Here is a 20,178-nt window from a genome sequence, read left to right as displayed (position 1 = left end):
AACCTAAAACCTAATTCAAGAGTCCTAGCCCTCTAGAAGCTCCAAGCCACCCGGCTAAACCGGAGAAGAAGGCAGAAACTAGCGCAGTTGAGAATAGCCACCAAGCCGCCGTTGCCGCCGCCTTGCGAGTGTCTTCCATTTGTTTCTGCGTTTGCACTTTCACATCTTCCAGACGACGCTGAACTTCGGTTTGAACGAATTCAGCCCGTTGCAGCACATTCGTGCGTGCGCCTTCAATTTGATCGATGATGCGATTTGCGTCTGTTTCTGAGATGTCATCACGAGAACTCATGATGGCAACAAGCGTCCCGCGATCGAAATGTCCCAATCGGTTTCGCAGCGCATCAAAGCCCGCTTGAGGATCATCAAACAAGGTGCGAACATCAGTTTTGATGCTTTCGTAGTTTAGCTCTGGGCGATCGAGGGAGTTGAGATAATCACGAACCCGTCCAAAAATCCGATCGATCACTTCTTGAATGCGATATTGCACCAAGCGCATTTGATCCATCAATTGATCGCGAACTGATTCAACTTGGGCAACCACGCCCTCAGCTTCTTCGGGGGTCATATCCTTGCGTTGAGAGAGCAACGCAACGAGCGTAGATCGATCAAAGCGAGACAGGCGATCGCCCAAGTTTTGCAAGCCCGCTTTAGGAGATTGAGTCAGTAGCGCTAAATCGCGCTTAATCCCTTCAGGACTCAGTTCATCCTTATCGGTATTGCGGAGGTAGTCTTCCACCGTCGATTCAAAATCCATCACTTGCTGCTGAGTTCGCAATGCCAACCGTCGCGGAGATCGCACCACTTCACGAATGGCTTCTTGCACTTGATCAATCGTTTGATTGACTTGCTCTTTGCTTAAGTCTTGGCGCTGGCTAAGCAACTGCACCAAGGTTTCGCGATCGACCTTTGCTAGTCTGCGGCGCAGTGCAAGTGAGCCTTCTTTCGGATCATTCAACAGCGTTTTTAAGTCGCGCTGAATCCCTTCAGGGTTTAGCTCTTCTAGGTTAGTTCGACGCAAATAATCCGCGATCGCAGTCTGGGTTTCGTCTACTTTTCCTTTCACATTATCTGCAAGGATGCTGGGTGAACTGATAAATGTATTCCAGTTCGATTCCACTTGATCCAGCACTTGATTGACTTCTGCTTCATTCATGTCCTCGCGCTGACTAAGCAGTTGCACCAATGTATCGCGATCGATTTTAGAGGCTCGACTCCGCAGTGCAGACAAGCCCAACTGTGGATCATTCATCAATAGCTGCAAATCGCGCTTGATCCCTTCAGGGTTTAACTCTGACTTGCCTGTATTTTTCAGGTAATCCCCTAAGCGCTGCTGAGATTCTGCCAATCTTTGCTTAGCACGTTCGTCTAATGATTTTGCATCAAACAAAACGCGATCGCGGGTCGATTCCAGCGCGTTTAAAATTGGCTCGATATCCTCTGGCATCGTGTCTTGCCGCTTCAGCAAAATTTGTCGCAGAGTTTCGCGATTGTAAGTGGATAAGCGCCTGTCTAAGGCATCTGCACTGGTGGTGTCGTCTTGCAAAAGCGCTGTAAATGCTGGTAGAGGCTCATTAGAACGAAGTTGATCCAGTGGAGTCAGCGTCAGGTAAATATTAACGCGCTCTTGCAAGTCGGTTTCAACCTCAATTTCCTTAGCCGCCAAAGCTCCAGCGAATACATCGCGCCGAATCGATTCGAGTTGGTCGGCAAGCTGCTGAATTTTGTCTTGAGTGAAAACACCACGCGCAGAGAGTTTGTCTACAAAAAACGTGCGATCAAGCTGCATTAACTGCTGAGCCACTTCTCCAGGATCGGCTTGAGGATCAAACAAGATCTCGCGAAATTCTTTTTCTACAGTTTCCTGGTTCATCTGCCAGGAATATTTAGTTTGTAGATATTGCTCGACATCATTACGAATGGGGCTGTAACCAGTGTCGGCTGCGCTTCTGAGTTTCAGTGCTTGAGCGCCTTGAGCCACTTTTTCAGGAGCCAGTTTTAAACGGCTTAGAATTTGCTCAATGTTCAAATCTGATAAGTCGGTGCGTCCGGCTAGCAAACCCACGAGGCTAGTGATGCCGGATTGGATATTTAACGGAAGACCGCTGGACGCTGCATCTGGCTGAGGCGTTGGCTGATTTTGTGCTGCCAATAGCTGATCCAGTTTGGCGTTTAGCTCCTTGATTTGCAACTGCCCAGGTTGAGTAGACTGCAAATACTCAGTCACCTCTGCCATTGGATCACGGCGCGATCGCTGCCCAATCGTTTGCTTCCATACGCCTTCTAACAAATCAGCGATCCGGTTCACGTCACTTTTTGAAAAATCAGTGCGTTTGCTAACCAAATCTACAAAGGTTTGACGATCCACATTGTGCAATCCATCCGCATCTGCCAACGCTGCAACTTCAGGATCATTCAAGATCCCTTCAAAATCTTTGCGAAGCTGAGAGGTGTCAAACTTAGGCAGTGGTAAACCCTTGACGTAGCTCTCCACCGATTCTCGAATGCTGCTGGGGTCGATCGCAGAACCTAACTCATTCCGCACTGTTGCCGCCACGGCTTCAGCGGTTGAAATCACCTGCTGCTGCGCCATTTTGCTGCCGATTGCAGAGGTCGCTGCCCCCAACACACTCTGAAACCCAGAGGTGGCAGCATTAACCACGGAACCCACTAACGAGCCAACGGTGCTAGAACTAACCCACACTAATAGAGTGAAGTATGCAGCCCAAATGACTAGACCCAGAATTGCACCTAGTTTTGCAGTCGCTACAAAGCTCAGTTGCACGGCTAGATAACATGCAAAAAACAGGGCGATCGTCACCGTAATCAGTGTCCACAGACCCACGCCCGTGCCAATTTTACGAACAGTTGAGCCACTGCTACTGTCAGAGTGGTGGTCATCTGACCCGGAACTAGACCGCCCAAGATAAGAAATTCCAGCCGCAACCGAAAGATTGGTTAGCAGGAGTTGCATCGCGAACGCGAGCAAAATGCCTGAAATTAAAGCAATAAAAAACTGTGGACCTGTAAAAAGGGTTGGAACTACCACAGGAGCAGAAGGGCTTGATATGACGGGCGTTTGGGCAATCCAAAGCTGATTTAGATTTATTGGTAGTGGCATGGGTGAAAATGTAGGGTGAATCATATACTCTCCTTCGAGTGCCAATCGCTCTTTAAAAGCTGCCAGTTTGAGAAACCATGGCTGGGGTGGCTAAGGCTGGAAATACCTCTATAGTCTAAGAATCCTTGGTGTGACAGGGATTTACATCTCCCTTTAGATTGAAATCAAGAGAATATTACACTAAAACATTGAAAGAGCAGGCAGAAGTATTGCCCCAATAGATTGAATTGACCCATAGAGATAGGGATTCGCACTTTTATAGGGGTGATTAGTCTTCGACTTGAAGCGATCGCATTAGTAGTGCTAAGACAACGCCTCTGCGATCGCAAATTTGATGCTGACTTGGGTTCCTTCAGCCGCATTGGAGGTGATCATCAGTTCTCCACAATGAGCATCTATAATGCGTTTCACAATTGCCAGCCCCAATCCAGTTCCACAAGACTTTGTGGTAAAAAAGGGTTTCATCAGCTTTGGCAGAGTTTCTGGAGGAATCGGATTTCCGCCGTTGTGTATCCGAATGTAGACCGAATGAGTGGTTAAATCAGGTTCTACAGTCCAAGTGATTTTCGCATCTGTATTCGCACTGCTTTCAATAGAAAGTGCTTGACAGGCGTTGTCTACTAAATTGATAAATACCTGCTTTAGCTTATCTTTGTCGGCTAAAACCGTGACGGGATAGGGCGCTGGCACAAAGTCAATTTTCTGACTGATGGCAGGCATCATGCGAATGCTCTCCAAGGCATCGCAAATGAATGCATTGATTTCTAACTCAGAAGGCTGAAGCACTTGCGGTTTTGCGTAGAGTAAAATTTCCTTCAGCAGATTCCGAATACGTTCTGCTTCTTCGAGAGATAAGTTAAGACGTTCTTGAACGGCTTCTGGTAAATCTATTGATTGGATGGCATTTAATCCCATCAGCACCGTAGTGAGAGGATTGCGAACTTCATGCACAATCATGGCGGCTAACTCGCCCACTTCTGCCAATGCCGCGATCGCTTTTCCCATTTCCTGCTCGGCGTGTCTACGTTCGGTAATGTCCTCGGCAATTCCAGCAATGCGGTAGATATTCCCTGAACCATCGCGCACCGGAAACGACTGATCTCGAATCAGCCTGATAGACCCGTCGGCTCGAATAATCCGATATTCTTCATCCACTTTTCCTTGACCAAGCTGTTCTCCTGCTTCTAACATTCGGGCGCGATCGTCGGGGTGAATGGAAGCTACCCACAGGCTGCGATCGTGCAACCACTGCTGGCAAGGTTGCCCCCACACCTGTTCAAAAGCGGGGCTGAGATACAGAACCTGACCATCGGGCTGGCGTATCCAAAAAACTTGCTCAATATTCTCAGCAAGCTGACGAAACTTTTCTTCACTCTCTTGCAGGGCACTTTGGGCTTGCTGGCGTTCTTTAATCTCTGCCTCAAGCTGTTGATTCACTTGCTGCTGTTGCTGATAGAGATGGTAATTGTCGATCGCCGTTGCAGCCCGTTCCGCAAACAATTGTGCCAGTTGCACTTCTGCCTCAGTGAAGCGGCGCGGCTGATGCTGAAACGAACAAACAGTGCCAATTACTTCACCCGCAGGAGTCCGCAGGGGAACTCCCAAATACGCTCGATATCCTTCTGGCGCAGTGCCATAGTCTGTACAGGCTGTGGCATCTTCCACCACCAAAGGCTTGCCTGTATTAACTACAGTGCCCGTTAGGCTCCCGTGTAAAGCATAGATCTCGTCGGCTGCCTCTCCCAAATCAACCGTACTTGCCAAAATACGCTCAGAGTCATCTTTACAGAAGGTGACCACCGACCAATCCAGTTGCATCAGTTCACTGACTCCTTGGGCAACTTCGTGCAGATAGCTGCTCAGTTCCCCTGTGCGATAGCTCAGGGAGGAGAGGACTTCTAATACAGACTGCTGTGGGTGCTTTGAGGGTACTGTCACTGCTTTCTGCTGACTAAGTTAAATACTTAACAATTTGTGGGCTAAAACTTTTATTGTCAAACGCTTAAGTCTCTAGAAAGTATACTTCTTACGACTGAAATCTTAGGACTGAAATAGTATGAGCGCAGGCAATTTTTGAAAATTTGCCGATTTACCCTGTGTGACGATCTAGATTTGGTTTCCTCAGCAGCTTTTAATCTTGCTCTCAGCGATAACAGGAGTTTCAGCGACACACTACGAATAGATCAACTGAATGAGTCGTATGTTTTTTGCCGTAATCCTAAATGTTCGTAAGATTTTCGATCGCATAGAATTCTGCTCAGGAGCTAAACGATGACCGCGCGTATCCTACTGGTAGAAGATGAAGTCAAGCTGGCTCGGTTTATTGAATTGGAGTTGGGGTGTGAAGGCTATCAGGTTAGCGTGGCGCATGATGGCATGTCGGGGTTATCTTTGGCGCGAGAATCTGAGCCAGATCTGGTGATTTTAGATTGGATGCTACCCGGTTTGACTGGCGTAGAACTCTGTCGTCGGCTGAGGGCAACGGGCAGCAAAGTCCCCGTTATTTTGTTGACGGCACGAGATGATGTGGGCGATCGCGTTGCAGGTCTAGATGCGGGAGCCGATGATTATGTCGTTAAACCCTTCAGCATTGAGGAACTATTAGCCAGAATTCGCGCTCATTTACGCCGCACTCAGGAAACGGACGAAGATGTATTGCAGTTTGAAGACTTGGTCTTAAATCGCCGCACTCGTGAGGTACATCGAGGGCAACGGGCGGCAGACTTAACTGCAAAAGAATTTGACTTGCTGGAATATTTGCTTAGCAACCCCCGTCAAGTATTTACCCGCGACCAAATTTTAGAAAAGGTTTGGGGATATGACTTTATGGGTGATTCAAACATTATTGAGGTTTACATTCGCTATCTCCGGTTGAAGTTAGAAGAGAAGGGCGAAAAGCGGTTAATTCATACCATTCGGGGCGTTGGGTATGCACTACGAGAATAGTTGGCAGCTTAATTATCTTGAACTGGGATTCATAAAGGACTAATCTGTGTAGTTTGGATTCAGTTTATAACTACTTCCAGGGATAGTTTGAATCATATCTTTATAGCCTAATACCAAAAGTTTGCGTCGCAGTCTGCGAATTTGCGCTGGAATTACATTGCTGGTTCGCTCCTCATCTACTTCATAAAGATAGCTCAACAGTTGATCATGGGTCACTGCGAGTTTTGGGTGCTTAATCAGATATTCCAACAATTGAAACTCTTTTTTACTCAATTGAATGGTAGGTGGTTCACCTGTATCAAACTGCCGAGAAATCATGCGATTATTACAGTCCAGAATTAAACTACCAAACTGAAGTTTGAGCGGCTGAAACTGTGGCGATCGCCGCCTGAGTGCCCGCAATCGTGCCAACAGTTCTTCCTGCCGAAATGGTTTGCTCAAATAGTCATCTGCCCCAGCATCTAGACCTATAACTCCATCTTCCCACTGCTCTTTATCCGTCAGAATTAAGAGTGGCAATGAATTTTGTTGCGATCGTAGTCGTTTGCATAGCTCTAATCCAGTCAACCCAGGCAACATCCAACCCAAAATAGCCAAAGTGTATTGAGGATATTGACTGTCTAAATGATTCCAAGCGGTTAGTCCATCCTGTACCCAGTCAACAATATATTTTTCTCGACTCAAGCTCCGATGGATTGAGGCTCCCCAGTCCAAATCATCTTCTGCAACAAGAATTTTCACGATGAATCACAGTGTCTCAAAAAATATTATCAAGATGATGCCTCGAAGAATATCTTGAGAGTTCAAAATGCTATTCCATGAATGTTATCCAAGCAAAATCTAGAGTTTAATACTCTACAAAAATACTTTGCTATCCAGAAATCTGAAGTTTCTATAAAACCACATAATCACATTTTTTCTGCTCAATCATTCTCTAGTCAACCTATTGATAGATTTACAGACTGAGATGAGATTGTGATGAGAACAAAGTAAGGTTAAACTAATTCTTAGTTAGCTTGTGGATAAAAAAGTCAACAGACTCTTTTAGCGTTGGATGTGAGGAAGTCAATGTTCTCTCTCAAGCTTCATTGACTTCTTATTAAGGTGCCAAAAGTAGTCTGTTAACCATCTATAGAAATAATAGAATCTCTCGATGAAATTAGAGTGATAATTTCAGTCAAAGTACAATTAAATTCATTCAATTTAAAAAATAAAATGAGGCGAAATAATGATCTCGCCTCATCAATAGATATATTTAGCATTATGCAACTTTCTCAACTTAATCAATAGGTTAATGACCTTCAATTCACTAATCAAATTAAAGGTCATTAACAAAGATCTAGAAGGTAAAAGTGGTGCGGATAACACCCACATATTGGGTTTCGTTACGGCGATTTCCTTCAGGATTAAACAACACAAACACACCAGGAGTGATGGAAATATTGTCATTCACTCGGAAGCGATAGAACCCTTCTAGGTGAAATGGTGGATCTCTATCCAATCGACGAGCCTGAGTAGGTGCGCCACGGAAGTTGTTATCCGTCACGCGAGGTGACATGCCAAACAAAAGACCACCCAGGTTGCCTCTGCCACCCAAATCGGGGAAGGATAAAAAGGCTGCCCAGTTTTGAATCTGAGCTTCTGTATCCGAGCGTTGGTTGTTAGCCCATGTGTAGCCATACCAGCCACCCACTGCAATTTTACGGGCTACTCTCCACTGCGCCTGAACAGCAGCCGTGTCGCTGACAGTCGCATTGCCATTAAATGGGTTGGCAGCGTATCCCGTACCAGTGCTGGCAGTGATGTTGGGGGTAGGCTGACCAAAGGTAGTGTTGCTGCCTGGGAAATAGGAGCGAACATAGAACAATCCAATATCCAATCCGGTAACGGGACGAACAACTAGTTGCCCGATTGCGGAAAAGCCCCCATTGAATAAGCCATTCTTCTCACTGGGAACGTTGCTTCCACTCGTACTCCCAGAGGTTTGGTCAGAAATAAAGCCGCCCTCAAACAGAAGCTTGGGGCTAAAGGTATACCGAAAGCTACCGCCCGCGCCGTTGTTCGCACTTCGCAGATTTGGGGTGAATCGACCAAAGCGAGAAACGGCACCCGCACCGCTGCTGCCAAAGGGTGACAGACGGCTAACCATCCCGTCATAAAACTCATTGGAGTTGGCATCGATCTGAATGGTTAGCTTGTTGCCCAAGGGAAAGCGGTAGTATAACTCATCAATTTCAACTGAGTTGTTGTTGCTGCCGTCAAATCCCAAGCGAGTTTCATTTGTACCGGTGAAGGCTCCAGAAAAGGGCGTGAAGTTTCTGGCTTGAAGGCGAGTCCGTAACGTATCTTTACCCGTGAAGCTAGTATCGAAGTTTAGACGAACTCTGTTTCCAAAGATAGTTTCAGTCTTGTCGTCTCGAGCATCTCGCACAGACTGGGTTGTAGCACTACCGTTTTGACTAATTCCGCCCAAGAAAGCGCCGTTTCCAGTAACAAATGCTCTTTCGCCAAAGGTATCTGCGACACCAAAGATTACCTCGCCATTGAGCTTGGTAGTAACGGAGAACTGTTGTTTTTCAAGGGTAGCAGTGCGAACTTCGAGGGATTCAACCCGACCACGCAAGGCTGCTAATTCAACCGCAAACTCTTCTTGCAGTCGCTTAACAACTTCTAAATCTTCTTTTTTAACGAAGTCAGCGGTTGCGGCGGCAATCAGTTCTTGAATCTTATCGAGGCAGGCGTTCAAACCAGCCGCAAATTCAAACCGAGTTGTAGCACGATTTCCCCGAAAGGTTTTGTCGGGATAGCCTACGATACAACCATAGCGTTCGACTAACGATTGCAGCGCTTGGAATGCCCAATCCGTCGGTCGAACATCCGTTAGCTGAGACACAGAAGTCACTTGACTCAATGAGTCGTTTTTACCTTCAGAGCCATAGTTGTTAATTTGTTGTAGTGTTGTGGTGCTATCTGCAATGGGCGATCGCTTCAACCCTTCGGTTGGATCAGCCAAGTTAGTTGATGATTTTACTGATTCACCCGCAAACGCAATACCAGAAGTCACTAGAGCAAACACTAAAAATGCAGAAACACTGCAAGTCACATCTCTCAGGATTAAATTCATGGATATCCTCACACTCAGCAAAAGAATTCAAGTCTCAATCAAAAAATCATTGAGATCTCCTACTTCATTAGCCTGACAGGATGTAATGACATTTCGATGACAATTCTGGATGGAGATTTAAGCTTTGGTTAAGCTCTAACTAAAGAAGTCGATTTGAATGCCACCTTATAGCACTTTAAATTCTTGAAAATAGCATTTTTATACACGATTATCACTTCGGCAAGCATTAAAACGAAATAGCTTGTCGTGCAGTTTTAAAGAGAGTAACAGCGCTAACATCAAGCTTGTGATTAAATATAAATTTTGGTCTAATAAATCTCCTAAATAGCCGCCATAGCATTCTGTCGATTGTATTGAGAATATGGTGTAGTGAACTATATGAGGAGTTCCTTAGAAATTCTTGCTGAGACTACATTTCACGCTAAAATCAGCAGATCCAAAGCATTTCTTTGAAAGAGCGCCTCATGACCAGTGAAACAATTGTTAAGGCGATCAGTCTGATCCTTGCACCTGTTGTAATGATTACCGCTTGCGCCATACTACAAAATGGTCTGATTTCTCACTACAGCATCATTAGTAATCATCTGCGCTCAGTGAATCAAGAGATTTTGAATCTTTCTGAAATCGATTTAAGCGACAGCCTCCCTAAAGCCGGACATCTTCACGACTTAGAACATCTAGTATTGCCAGACTTGTTTCATCGTCATCATGTTGTGCATACTGTTTTGGGATGGGTTTATACCGCCATTCTCGTGTTGATAGTCGATATGTTTGCAATTGCGATCGCGATCGCCACTGGGATTAACTGGTTATCTCAAGTGGTGTTGATCATTTTCCTCATTGGAGTTGGGATTCTGTTTTGGAGCATTATGCTGGTTTCCTATGAACTTCGCACCTCTCATCAATCGCTCCAGGTTGAAGTGCATCATGCTTGCGAACTGTGTCAATCGAAACGACGCAACCACAGACATCAACACTAGGCGATTGCTTAAGATTGCTCATTTTAGACTTTGGATACCGCCACTACGCTCATATCAGGATTGCGATCGAAAATTACTCGTGGTCTGAGTAGAATTCTGAACAATAGCCAGAGCGATCGTAATTCTCCTGGAGAACAGCGGCTTTTCCATTGACCCGGACGGCAAAACAACATCTCAACCAAACATCGTTGCTGTGGGAGATTAACGGATTCAAACCGGACTCGAACGGTGGGGTATTCATCCTGAGTACCCGTGCAGATTGCCTGTCCTTGCAGCACTAATCCTGATTCTAGAATTTCTAGCTCTACTGGAGTTTCTGCATCCGGCAAAAGGTTTTTACTATTCATTTGCTGAGGAATCATTGGAAATCCTGCTTGAGTGAGAACCACCTCTGCGCCAACCTCCGAGATGGCAGTGGTAGTCCCCCAAAACAGTTGCTCACCCAGTTGCAACCGCACGGTTCGCCGTAGGTCAAACCATTCATATAGGCTAGGGTGGGGAACATCGAGTAGCACCAGCAGGGAGATGCCGATGGTCATCAGGTTATAGATACTCCAAATCAAACCCAAATCAAACCCCTTCATCTTCTCAGCCATGGCAGGCGGCATACTGGGTTGTCCCATACCGATCGCCAAACTGATTCCCAGGCTTGTCCACAGGCTAAACGCCGTTGCCACAAATACCATAATCAATGGCAAGGCTAATTGCCAGTTGAAAGAAAAGCGATCGCTCGATGTTCCTTTCGGTGTGACGTTGAATCCTTTACCAAAGGGGTTCAACATTGTTTTAATCACGGTCAATGCCAGGGGGAAACAGAGAACTAGTGAATAGATATCGGAGAGCAATGCTGATCGCGATCGATGATTGAGCCAGGAAAACACGCTCAGGTTTACTACGTAGTAGGGCACAAAGAAATACAAGAGGTCTGCACTTGTAGCACGTAATGGAATCACGCCCAAAAAGGCATACGCCAGCGGCATCAGCAGAAAACCCACACGAGAAATGCTGGTAAACCAGTGCAGTAAGCCTTCCAGATAGGCGAGGCGCTGAATGGGTCGCAGACCGGAAATGGTCAGAGGATTGGCTTTGACAAAAAATGCTTGTAAGGTTCCTTGTGCCCAACGAATTCGCTGTAGTGCTTGATCGGCAATACTTTCAGCCGCCAAACCTGCACTCAACTTTTCATTGAGATAAACCAAGCGATAGCCTTGTGCTGTTAACCGAATTCCAGTGAAGAAATCCTCGCTGAGGGATTCCGTGACAAAGCCTCCCGTTTCAATCAAGGCAGATCGGCGTACGACAAAGGAAGTACCAGAGCAAATCACCCCACCCGCAGCGTCTCGCATCGGTTGAATTTGGCGATAAAACACTTCTTCTTCGGGCGTGAGAATATGTTCTAGCCCCAAATTACGGGCGATCGGGTCAGGGTTATAAAACGACTGAGGCGTTTGCACCAGAGCAACCTGAGCCTCTTGAAAGAACCCGACTGTGCGGGTGAGAAAGTTCTTGGTAGGCACAAAGTCGGCATCAAAGATCACAATCAATTCTCCATGAGTGCCCGCGATCGCATGATTCAAGTTTCCGGCTTTGGCATGTCGATTATCAAGGCGAGTGATATATTCACAGCCCAATTCTGCGGCGAGAGAGGCGATTTCAGGTCTACGCGTGTCGTCCAGCAAATAAATTGTTTTAGGGTCATACTCCAATGCCTGACAGCCAATAATAGTGCGCCGTAGGATCAGGGGCGGTTCATTATAGGTAGGAATCATAATATCGACGGTGGGCGTAAAAGCACCGCTGACCACATCGACCACGACGCGATCGGCTTCGGGTCGGCGATCGCGCACTCGCAGCAGCAAAACAAGTTGAATAATTCCGCCAATCAACAACACTAACTCTAGGAAGAACAATCCTAGACTAAACATGCCATTCAATGGCGTGCTGAGGTTGAGTGTGGAGAGCGATCGCCACAGCAAGTAGCGAATGGTTAGCACAGCCAGAATACTCACTACGAGGGTTCTTGACCACGGGCGGGGGCGAGGCGATATCTGCATTACGATCAATACTACTAAGAGCAGTGCCACAGTCCAAAACAGCAGGTATTGTCCCACCATCATCGGCGCTTTGATCCACATTGGTGGATGCTCCTGCCACTGATTCAAATGTTGAAAGATTTGGTTAATCGTGCCCTGTTCGGCAAACCAGGCTGTCACAACAACACCTGCTATTACTACAACACCAACCATCACCAGGGTTGCAAGCTGAATACGAGAAAATCTCTGCCAAAGCAATCTAGGAGAAATCTTTGGATCAAGTTGAGAAGAAGCCATCCATTTGTCCTATATCAGGAGAATCATTTAAGCTAAAGAATTTCATGATCGATGATCTAGCAATCGCTCAATCATTTGCTTAAGCTTGTAAGAGGCACCTGAGAAGAAGCTGAAAATCTCCTAAACTTATACTGAAAGATTGCAGCGCGATCGCTGAGTCGAAAACAGATACTCATTGAGTTACTAATTTCACAAGAATTTCTCTAAAAAGCTACTTCATCAGTAGATGCAGACTCGGTATTTTTCTGATTTCCTAATGAGATATTTCGTCATCTCACTGACTCATTATATTGCTCTACTTTGTTTTTAACCTTGTTCTCATTCAGCCCATTTGAGTTCACTTTAATCTACCTCTAACTAGATGTAATTCGTGTCTTCAATTGACTGAATTTATTTAACCCAACAACTATTTTAAGGAGTTTTTCCAGTGATAAAACTTGTCTATAGCCTTGTGTCTAGCCTGGTGATTGTCTCTGCTGCACTGCCTGCTCACGCTGAGACACCAGCTTTTAGGGTTGCTCAGCAGGACTCGACCATCCAGCGAATGTTTCGAGAACTGCGAGTGGTTACAGATGATATGCAGACGATGATGGCACAAATGAAAATGATGATGGCAGAGATGAAAGCGCTCACTGCTATCCCAACCGGAAAGTCTGCAACAATGAACGATTTATACAAGCAGCAACAGATTTTAACCGAACAAATGGAGATGTTGATTGGTCGGACAAAGCTAGATACTCTTTTGCCTAGAACAACCAGTACAGCGTCGGTGAAAGAAGTTCAACAGCAGCAACAGGTCATGCTCACTGAGATGAAGGCAATGATGGCTGAGATGAAGGCAATGATGGCTGCCTACCGGGGGCGCGCCACCGATCGCCGATAATCAGGTAAACTTGCAGCAGAGAGCTTAAAAGACTAGTCGCTTCGGAGCGGAAAACAGCCGACTCTGCTGCAAGTTTCAGACCATATCACTAGCGTTCGTTATGTTGCGGGCAGATTCTTTCATTTTATTGAGGTGTCTGCGGAACAGGTGATACTTCAATCGTGCAAGGTTTCTTATCACATTGTTGCCCATACAGTTGATTAACATACGGTTCTTGCCATGCGAGAGGAACTTCTAGTAATGATTGAGTTCCAGTAATACCCTGACCCACGAAGATAAGCAGCGCGATTGAGTTGAGAACGATATGAACGGTACGCCAGCGATTGGTTCGATCTTGGTAGATTTCTTTCAAGATTGCCAGAGAAAAGATCATCAATAGTGCCGCAGTGATGCCGTAATAGTAGTGGGAAACATACCATTGATTGGTTTTGCGATAGACACCATCTTGACAGCCCAGTATAACCAGACTCATACCTGCAAGCGTGGCAAATATTCCTCGCCACAGTCGAGTCTTTGCCCGGTAGAGTAATGCTAGAGAGGCGATCGCTACTCCAAAAATGGTGCTAATCAGTATGACCTGAAATAGATTTTGTTCCCATACTTTGTTGTCTACAATATTGCCAAATACATCGTTTGCCAATGCTAATAGAACAATGCCAACCACTGCACCCGTTAACCAACGACCTAATTGAACGTGTTCCTGCCCTGCGCTGGGAGGAATTTTGCTTTTCTCTCCACTAGCGGTCTGCAAACGACGTTGACGAGTTTGCAGCGCACGATTGACAACAATACCAATGAGAGGAAACACAATCACTACAGCGGCGATCGGGTGTAGCAGCAAGATAGCATCCCTAAATTCCATGTAAGACCTCTTTTCAAGCAGGGTGATTTTGATAAAAAGAGCTAGGAGAAAGAAATAGAGTGTTCTTCTGACTCCTAGCTTCCAAATTGGATGTCTCGACTCGTGCGCCCTACTTAACTTCACTGGCAAGGAACTGAGTCACTTTGCCTTTCTTCACGGCAACCACTACATCAAAGTGTGAACAGTATGAAAAAGTGACATCGTTCGTTTTGTTGTATAAGTTGACCACATGACCACCTCCACCGGGCTGAATGCCGATTGGGTCTAACTCTCCGAAGAAAAATCGACGGAGTTGATCGCCACCGCCAATTTGCCCTTTATTTTTGGTGATGAGGGCAATTTTTTGTTGAGCAGTAGGCATTTCAGCCGCCGCTGCTACTTGAATCAATGAAGGATGAACTGCTTTTAATGAAATATCCCCCACTGTCACTAATCCAACCATTGCAATACCGGTAAGCAAAGAAGCTAACTTCATGGGGTACTCCTGACTAAATATTCAATAACAGCACAATGTTTTTGCAGGTGAACCTAATTGGCTCACTGGTTAAAGCATCTCAGGAAGCACTGAAGCCTATCTGAAATAAGAACAGAAATCTCCTGAATTTAGTCATAAAAAGCTCTCAGCTTAAAATCAGCATTTTCTCAGATTTAATGTTAAAGCTTTGATGGCTTTGACTGCCTTGCTGTTCAGTCGATAGTTGCAAAAAATAGGGCAGACTATCGAGTCTGCCCCGTTTTGGATTGAGTGTTGTCTCAATGGCTTACAGACCATGTTGATCTTGATAGAGTTGATCAAAATATGCTGGAGAAGGATTGTCAGATTCTTCTTTTTCTTCAGCTTTCATTTCCTTAGCTTGCATAGACATAATGGCAGCTTTCGGTTGAGGTTGGCTAGTTTGAATACGCTCAACGGTTTGATTCAATTGTGGAGCAGGGAGCAGTTCTGGACGAACAGCATGAGCGCTAGGAGCAATCAAAGTAGAAGCAACTAGAGTGAATAGAGCAAAACCGATTATTCGTTGCATGGTGTTTTTCCTTTTAGATGAATGAAGTAAATTGATTTCCTTAATCACTAGAATGCACTTTGATGCTGAGTACTTGCTAGCGAAGTAGTGAGAAAACCCTAGGAAAATGATGAGTATTTCCTGAGTTTCTCAACGGATCTTGAGCTTATCTATATTTGATTTGAGAAATAGATAAGAGCAGTTTTTGAAAACTATTTGATTTATAAAAATACTGTTTTTGGGATACACCTTCTTTTACTTCTGGAGCTTTGATTTTTCAAATTTAAGGAGCCTCTCAGCTTACTATCAAGCATAGCTTAGAAGTGTGGCTCAGACTAATAGCTAGATATAGAAAAGCACTCATTTACAACAGTTTTTGAGCTTTTCTGATTGCCCAAAAAACGTTTTATTAGCACACTCATCTCTTCAAGGAGAATTCTAATGAAAACTCTCATTTATGCGACAACTTTTGCATTGGCTTGTGTGACTTCTGCGTCGATCGCATTGATTACATCTACTACTTCTCGCGCTTACGCAGCGGATCGCTCATGCTTATCCAGTTCAAGTTCAGCTACAACAGGAGGGGCGGTTCGACAACAATTGACCGCGATCGCCCGGTGTGATTCAAATTCGCCACCCCTTAACAATGTACCTACCGTTCTCGCACTGCCTAAAAGTGCTACGCCTAAAAGAATGGTGGACGGAATGAATACGCCTCGCTCAGGTGAGAGTGATGTATATCCCGCTTACTGCGCGGTTTTTGTGGGTCGATTGACTCCAGATGATTTTGGTTTTTATGACGCGCTTGAACGCTGTCTCCATGGCAATTAAATATTTGAGGCAGTGCAATCCTATGGGATTGCACTGCCTCAAAGTTCATTAAAATGCTGTACTGTCAGTTTTTCTGAGCTTGTATCGATAAGGCGATCGCAAACACGCTGCCCTCACCTGGTTTCGATCGCACAGTAATTGTGCCACCCATCCCTTCTACCAGAGTTTTTGCGATCGCTAGACCTAATCCATGCCCTCCAGTATCACGGGCACGAGCTTCATCTACTCGATAGAACCGCTCAAAAACACGGCTTTGATCCGGAAGCGGAATTCCTACACCGCGATCTCGCACTTGAATGATAGCTTGCTGATCGACTCGCTCCAGAATCAGATCAATGGGTTGATCAAAATCAGAATACTTTACCGCGTTATTAATCAAATTAATCAATACCTGTTTCAAGCGATCTCGGTCTATGATTGCTGCAATCGTTTCTTTTGCTTCAACTTGAATCAATCGATCACTAAAATTTTCCGCCATCCCTGCGACTTCAACAACTAGATCATTGAGTATCACGAATTCCATCTGGTAATGGGTATACCCACTATCTGCCCGCGCTAGATCAAGTAAATCTTGCAGCAAGTGAACGGTGCGATCGGCTTCCGAAGCGGCGGTTTCGAGTGCCTCTTTTTGATAGGCATTCAAGTTGCTACTACGCCGCAGGAGACTCTGCAAATAGCCCAGAACAACTGTTAATGGTGTGCGTAACTCATGGGAAACATTGCTAGCAAACTGCCGCTGTTGCTCCCATGCATCGGCAAGCCGCGATAGCATCCTATTAAAAGTTTGTGCTAATTCCTTAACTTCACTGGGAGCATGGCTTAGTTGCAGTTTCGCTTTACTCAAATCTTCTACCGAGATTGCTCCTGCCATCTGATTCATATCCTGCAACGGCTGGAGCGATCGCTGAATCCGCAGGGCGATCGCTCCCATCGTCAAAATTGTGACTAGAATACAAACCAGGGCTAAACCCTGAAGCATTGCGATTAAACGACGTTGCTCCTCGGTAATATCCTGCGCCATGTAGACTTTGCCCAGAGGCTTGCCCTTGATCGCGACTGGACTTTGGTACAAAATTAGATATCGACTACCCACTTTATAGACCTGTGGTTTGAGAGGCATTTCAGCGATCGCCATTAGCTCATCCGTTGCGGTAAATGATGACTTTACGTCGGTTGATTGCGCCAGAATCTCTTTGCCATCAACGCTCTTCACCCAAATCGCTAAACGCGGCACAGCTACGTTATTAATTGTTTTTTCCAGTCCGGCTTTAATCGGCAACATCTCGCTGTAGAGTTCTACATCACGAGGAAAGCGATTTGCAATATATTCCACCGTCTGAGTATGGCTCGTAATCAACACCTGTTGCATCTTCCAGCCAGTCCAGATTGCAACACTACCCAAAGACAACACTGACAAAGCAGCAATTTCAACGGTAAGGCGAAACTGCAACGAGGATGAATCAAGGTGCCGTTGTTTAATTTGATCAATCGTCTCCCACCATTGGCGCATCAGCCGCATCCAAACATAGTTTCTTGATGTACATCAAACCCAACTGATGGACGAATTCTAACAATTAGAGAATCCCATAGGAACACGCTACCTCTCAAAACGCTGTGTTGCTTCACGATGGGGAGAATTTGAAATCAGCGATCGCACATTGTTATTTGCAGACTTTAAGTAAAATTAGCTGCGGCAGTATGATGTGACTCTAAAAAAAAGATTAGTTTTTGCTGAGAAAATGCTGTTGCTGCATGAATCATTTGCATTAGAAGGGATGATGATAGGGTTAAAGCGTTCCCAAAATTGGGGAACTCAAGCAGTCGTTCGTGCAGATGTCCCTGCATTAGCCTATTGAAGCCAAAGGAGACCCTATGAGAGTTCCAAGCCCTGTCGTTGCATCCGAGCAAAAAGCAACTCGGCAACTCTCCACCGTGCGGCGATTCTTGCGATACTTCCAGCCCTACCGCAAAGAAATTCCGATCGCCCTTGCCCTGATTTTGATTGGTGCCGCTACTCAAGCGGTGGGTCCCTTTTTCCTGGGTTGGTCGCTTGATCATCTGATTGCTCAGGGAAATCTGCGGGGATTATTGCTGCTGTTGAGCGGATTAGCCCTGATTTCCCTCGTCGGCGTTGTTGCTATTCGGGGGCAGATTTTACGCGTCGGCTGGATTATGCAGCGGTTGCTTGCCCAACTGCGGCAGGATATTTTTGCCAAGATTCAAAGTTTGCCTCTCAGCTTTTTCGATCGCAGTGAAGCGGGTGACCTGATGAGTCGATTGCTAAACGATGTCAGCACGGTCAACCAGGCATTTGGTCAAACTGTGGCGCAGATGCTAGGCAACCTGTTCAGCTTACTTGGCATCGTCATTGCCATGCTGGCGATTAACCTACAGCTTGGCTTGATTAGCAACTTAGCCGTGCCGCTGATGATTTTCACTACAGGCTTGTTTGCACGGTGGGCACGAGCCAGATTTCGCGTCACCCGCCAAACCATCGGTGAACTCTCTGCCCGATTAGAAGAAGACATTGGCAGTGTTAAAGAAGCTCAGGCATTCAATCGGGTGGATCTGAATATTGAAGAGTTCAGCCTGTTGAATGCTGCCAATCGGGATGCCAATGTGCAAGCGGTGGCAATCACTTCTGCCTTTCTGCCCTCGATCGACTTTCTCAATAGCCTCGCAACCGCTGGAGTGCTTGCCTATGGTGGCTATCTGGCGGTTACGGGTGCCGCCACGGTGGGCGTAGTCACAGCGTTCTTACTGTATGTGCAGCAGTTCTTTCGCCCCATCCAAATTCTCAGCCAGTTTTATACCCAGGCGCAATCTGCCTTTGCCGGATTGGAGCGGATTTTTTTGCTGCTGGATGAACCTGCCCAGCTTACCGATGCAGCAGACGCAACGGAAATGCCGCCCCTGCGAGGTGAGGTGAGGTTTGAGGATGTCACTTTTGGCTACTCCGCCGATCAGTTGGTCTTGAAAGGAGTCAGCCTGGATGCGAAACCGGGAGAGATGATTGCCTTAGTGGGAGCAACTGGAGCAGGCAAAAGCACGATCATCAATTTGATTCCGCGCTTCTATGATGTTTCTGGCGGCAGGGTGACGATCGATGATGTTGATGTTCGCACGGTCACTCAAAACAGCCTCCGCCGACAAATTGGGATTGTCCTACAAGATAATCTATTGTTTAGCGGCACGGTGGCTGAAAACATTGCCTTTGGTCAACCTCATGCAACTCAAGCGGCGATCGAAGCAGCAGCACAGGCGGCAAATGTGCATGAATTCATCACGTCGCTATCTCACGGCTACACGACGCAACTAGGAGAACGGGGCGCGCCGCTGAGCCAAGGGCAGCGACAGTTGATTAGTATTGCCCGTGCGGTATTGATCGATCCGCGCATCCTGATTTTAGATGAGGCAACCAGCAGCATTGATACTCGCACAGAAGCGTTGGTGCAGGCTGCGATCGCCCGTCTATTAGAAAATCGCACCAGTTTTGTGATCGCCCATCGCCTCAGTACCGTCATTCAAGCCAATCAAGTCTTAGTGATTCAGCAGGGACAAATCGTTGAACGAGGCACCCATGCCGAACTCATCGCTCAACAAGGCGTTTATGCCAACCTCTACGCCCTCCAGCTAGGCAAAACAGAGGAATCAGCGATGAGTCTCTAGCCATCAACCAAGGGGTCGGCAATATCGAGGCGATCGCGCTGATATTACACTGAAATTTTTGGGGTAATAATTCCAGAAAGTGAACTACCCCGGCAATTTCGGGGATGAATGCCAAAATAAGAGGCTATACAGAAAATTCCAGGAGAGTAAGTTGCTAGATCCCTTAAGCTCTTACGTTGCAAAGTTATCCTAGAGAAGGGATGAATCACCATGTAGAGTTGCTCAGGCAAGTTTGATTTCCAGACTTCTTTCAAAACCGCCTATGCAATCATAGTTTACCTGTACTAATCTAAAGGTGTCAAACTTAGTACAGACGCATTATGCAAGTTAATCGTAATAAAGATAGAGAATCAAAGTCTAATAACGTTGGACTTCACGTTATGTTTTCTGAAAAAGCTCTTATTTCATTGCTTCATGTCATCCTTGCT

General features: G+C 46.0%; 14 protein-coding genes. 5 read left to right on the top strand and 9 right to left on the bottom strand.

Annotation, left to right across the window (positions count from 1 at the left end; genetic code table 11):
• Window positions 1-10 precede the first annotated feature (10 nt).
• Together AC1S5B_RS15665 and AC1S5B_RS15660 are read right to left on the bottom strand one after the other, a co-directional pair.
• Window positions 11-3,121, bottom strand: a complete 3,111-nt coding sequence (locus AC1S5B_RS15665; protein ID WP_482036640.1) for an MFS transporter — start codon at window positions 3,119-3,121, stop codon at window positions 11-13.
• Window positions 3,122-3,424: 303 nt separating this feature from the next.
• Window positions 3,425-5,059, bottom strand: coding sequence for an ATP-binding protein (locus AC1S5B_RS15660; protein ID WP_482036639.1), 1,635 nt, complete (start codon window positions 5,057-5,059; stop codon window positions 3,425-3,427).
• Between the two features lie 333 nt (window positions 5,060-5,392).
• On the opposite strand from AC1S5B_RS15660, the gene AC1S5B_RS15655 reads away from it, so the two are divergent.
• Window positions 5,393-6,067, top strand: a complete 675-nt coding sequence (locus AC1S5B_RS15655; protein WP_482036638.1) for a response regulator transcription factor — start codon at window positions 5,393-5,395, stop codon at window positions 6,065-6,067.
• Window positions 6,068-6,106: 39 nt separating this feature from the next.
• Here the strand turns inward: AC1S5B_RS15655 and rppA are convergent, their stop codons facing one another.
• Complete coding sequence (rppA, locus tag AC1S5B_RS15650) at window positions 6,107-6,808, bottom strand: two-component system response regulator RppA (RefSeq protein ID WP_482036637.1); 702 nt, start codon at window positions 6,806-6,808, stop codon at window positions 6,107-6,109.
• 598 nt (window positions 6,809-7,406) lie between these two features.
• Window positions 7,407-9,191 (bottom strand): iron uptake porin, encoded by a 1,785-nt coding sequence (locus AC1S5B_RS15645; RefSeq protein WP_482036636.1) that lies wholly within the window; start codon window positions 9,189-9,191, stop codon window positions 7,407-7,409.
• Between the two features lie 464 nt (window positions 9,192-9,655).
• On the opposite strand from AC1S5B_RS15645, the gene AC1S5B_RS15640 reads away from it, so the two are divergent.
• Window positions 9,656-10,171, top strand: a complete 516-nt coding sequence (locus AC1S5B_RS15640; RefSeq protein ID WP_482036635.1) for a DUF2721 domain-containing protein — start codon at window positions 9,656-9,658, stop codon at window positions 10,169-10,171.
• Window positions 10,172-10,194: 23 nt separating this feature from the next.
• Here the strand turns inward: AC1S5B_RS15640 and AC1S5B_RS15635 are convergent, their stop codons facing one another.
• Window positions 10,195-12,501, bottom strand: a complete 2,307-nt coding sequence (locus tag AC1S5B_RS15635; RefSeq protein ID WP_482036634.1) for a glycosyltransferase family 2 protein — start codon at window positions 12,499-12,501, stop codon at window positions 10,195-10,197.
• A 427-nt stretch (window positions 12,502-12,928) separates the two neighbouring features.
• Here AC1S5B_RS15635 and AC1S5B_RS15630 point away from each other — a divergent pair, with 427 nt between their 5' ends.
• Window positions 12,929-13,384, top strand: a complete 456-nt coding sequence (locus tag AC1S5B_RS15630; protein ID WP_482036633.1) for a hypothetical protein — start codon at window positions 12,929-12,931, stop codon at window positions 13,382-13,384.
• A gap of 124 nt (window positions 13,385-13,508) precedes the next feature.
• Here AC1S5B_RS15630 and AC1S5B_RS15625 read toward each other — a convergent pair whose 3' ends face one another.
• The 3 genes from AC1S5B_RS15625 to AC1S5B_RS15615 all read right to left on the bottom strand — a co-directional run bounded on the left by AC1S5B_RS15625 (window position 13,509) and on the right by AC1S5B_RS15615 (window position 15,319).
• Window positions 13,509-14,246, bottom strand: coding sequence for a DUF4079 domain-containing protein (locus AC1S5B_RS15625; RefSeq protein WP_482036632.1), 738 nt, complete (start codon window positions 14,244-14,246; stop codon window positions 13,509-13,511).
• A 109-nt stretch (window positions 14,247-14,355) separates the two neighbouring features.
• Window positions 14,356-14,721 carry a hypothetical protein gene (locus tag AC1S5B_RS15620; protein ID WP_482036631.1) on the bottom strand — a complete coding sequence of 122 codons (366 nt, stop codon included), beginning with the start codon at window positions 14,719-14,721 and terminating at the stop codon, window positions 14,356-14,358.
• Between the two features lie 286 nt (window positions 14,722-15,007).
• Window positions 15,008-15,319, bottom strand: a complete 312-nt coding sequence (locus tag AC1S5B_RS15615; RefSeq protein WP_482036630.1) for a hypothetical protein — start codon at window positions 15,317-15,319, stop codon at window positions 15,008-15,010.
• Window positions 15,320-15,691: 372 nt separating this feature from the next.
• On the opposite strand from AC1S5B_RS15615, the gene AC1S5B_RS15610 reads away from it, so the two are divergent.
• Window positions 15,692-16,081: a hypothetical protein gene (locus AC1S5B_RS15610; RefSeq protein ID WP_482036629.1), complete on the top strand. Its 390-nt coding sequence runs from the start codon at window positions 15,692-15,694 to the stop codon at window positions 16,079-16,081.
• Window positions 16,082-16,145: 64 nt separating this feature from the next.
• Here the strand turns inward: AC1S5B_RS15610 and AC1S5B_RS15605 are convergent, their stop codons facing one another.
• The gene (locus AC1S5B_RS15605) at window positions 16,146-17,591 is read right to left on the bottom strand and encodes a sensor histidine kinase (RefSeq protein WP_482036628.1); all 1,446 of its coding nucleotides are present in this window, start codon (window positions 17,589-17,591) and stop codon (window positions 16,146-16,148) included.
• Window positions 17,592-17,953: 362 nt separating this feature from the next.
• Between AC1S5B_RS15605 and AC1S5B_RS15600 the strand changes: the two genes are divergently transcribed.
• Window positions 17,954-19,750 carry an ABC transporter ATP-binding protein gene (locus tag AC1S5B_RS15600; RefSeq protein ID WP_482036627.1) on the top strand — a complete coding sequence of 599 codons (1,797 nt, stop codon included), beginning with the start codon at window positions 17,954-17,956 and terminating at the stop codon, window positions 19,748-19,750.
• The last annotated feature ends 428 nt before the right edge of the window (window positions 19,751-20,178 follow it).

Source organism: Leptolyngbya sp. CALU 1928, from assembly GCF_056784215.1.
Note: the sequence above shows the minus strand (reverse complement) of the source record. Positions and strands in the feature narration are given on the sequence as shown.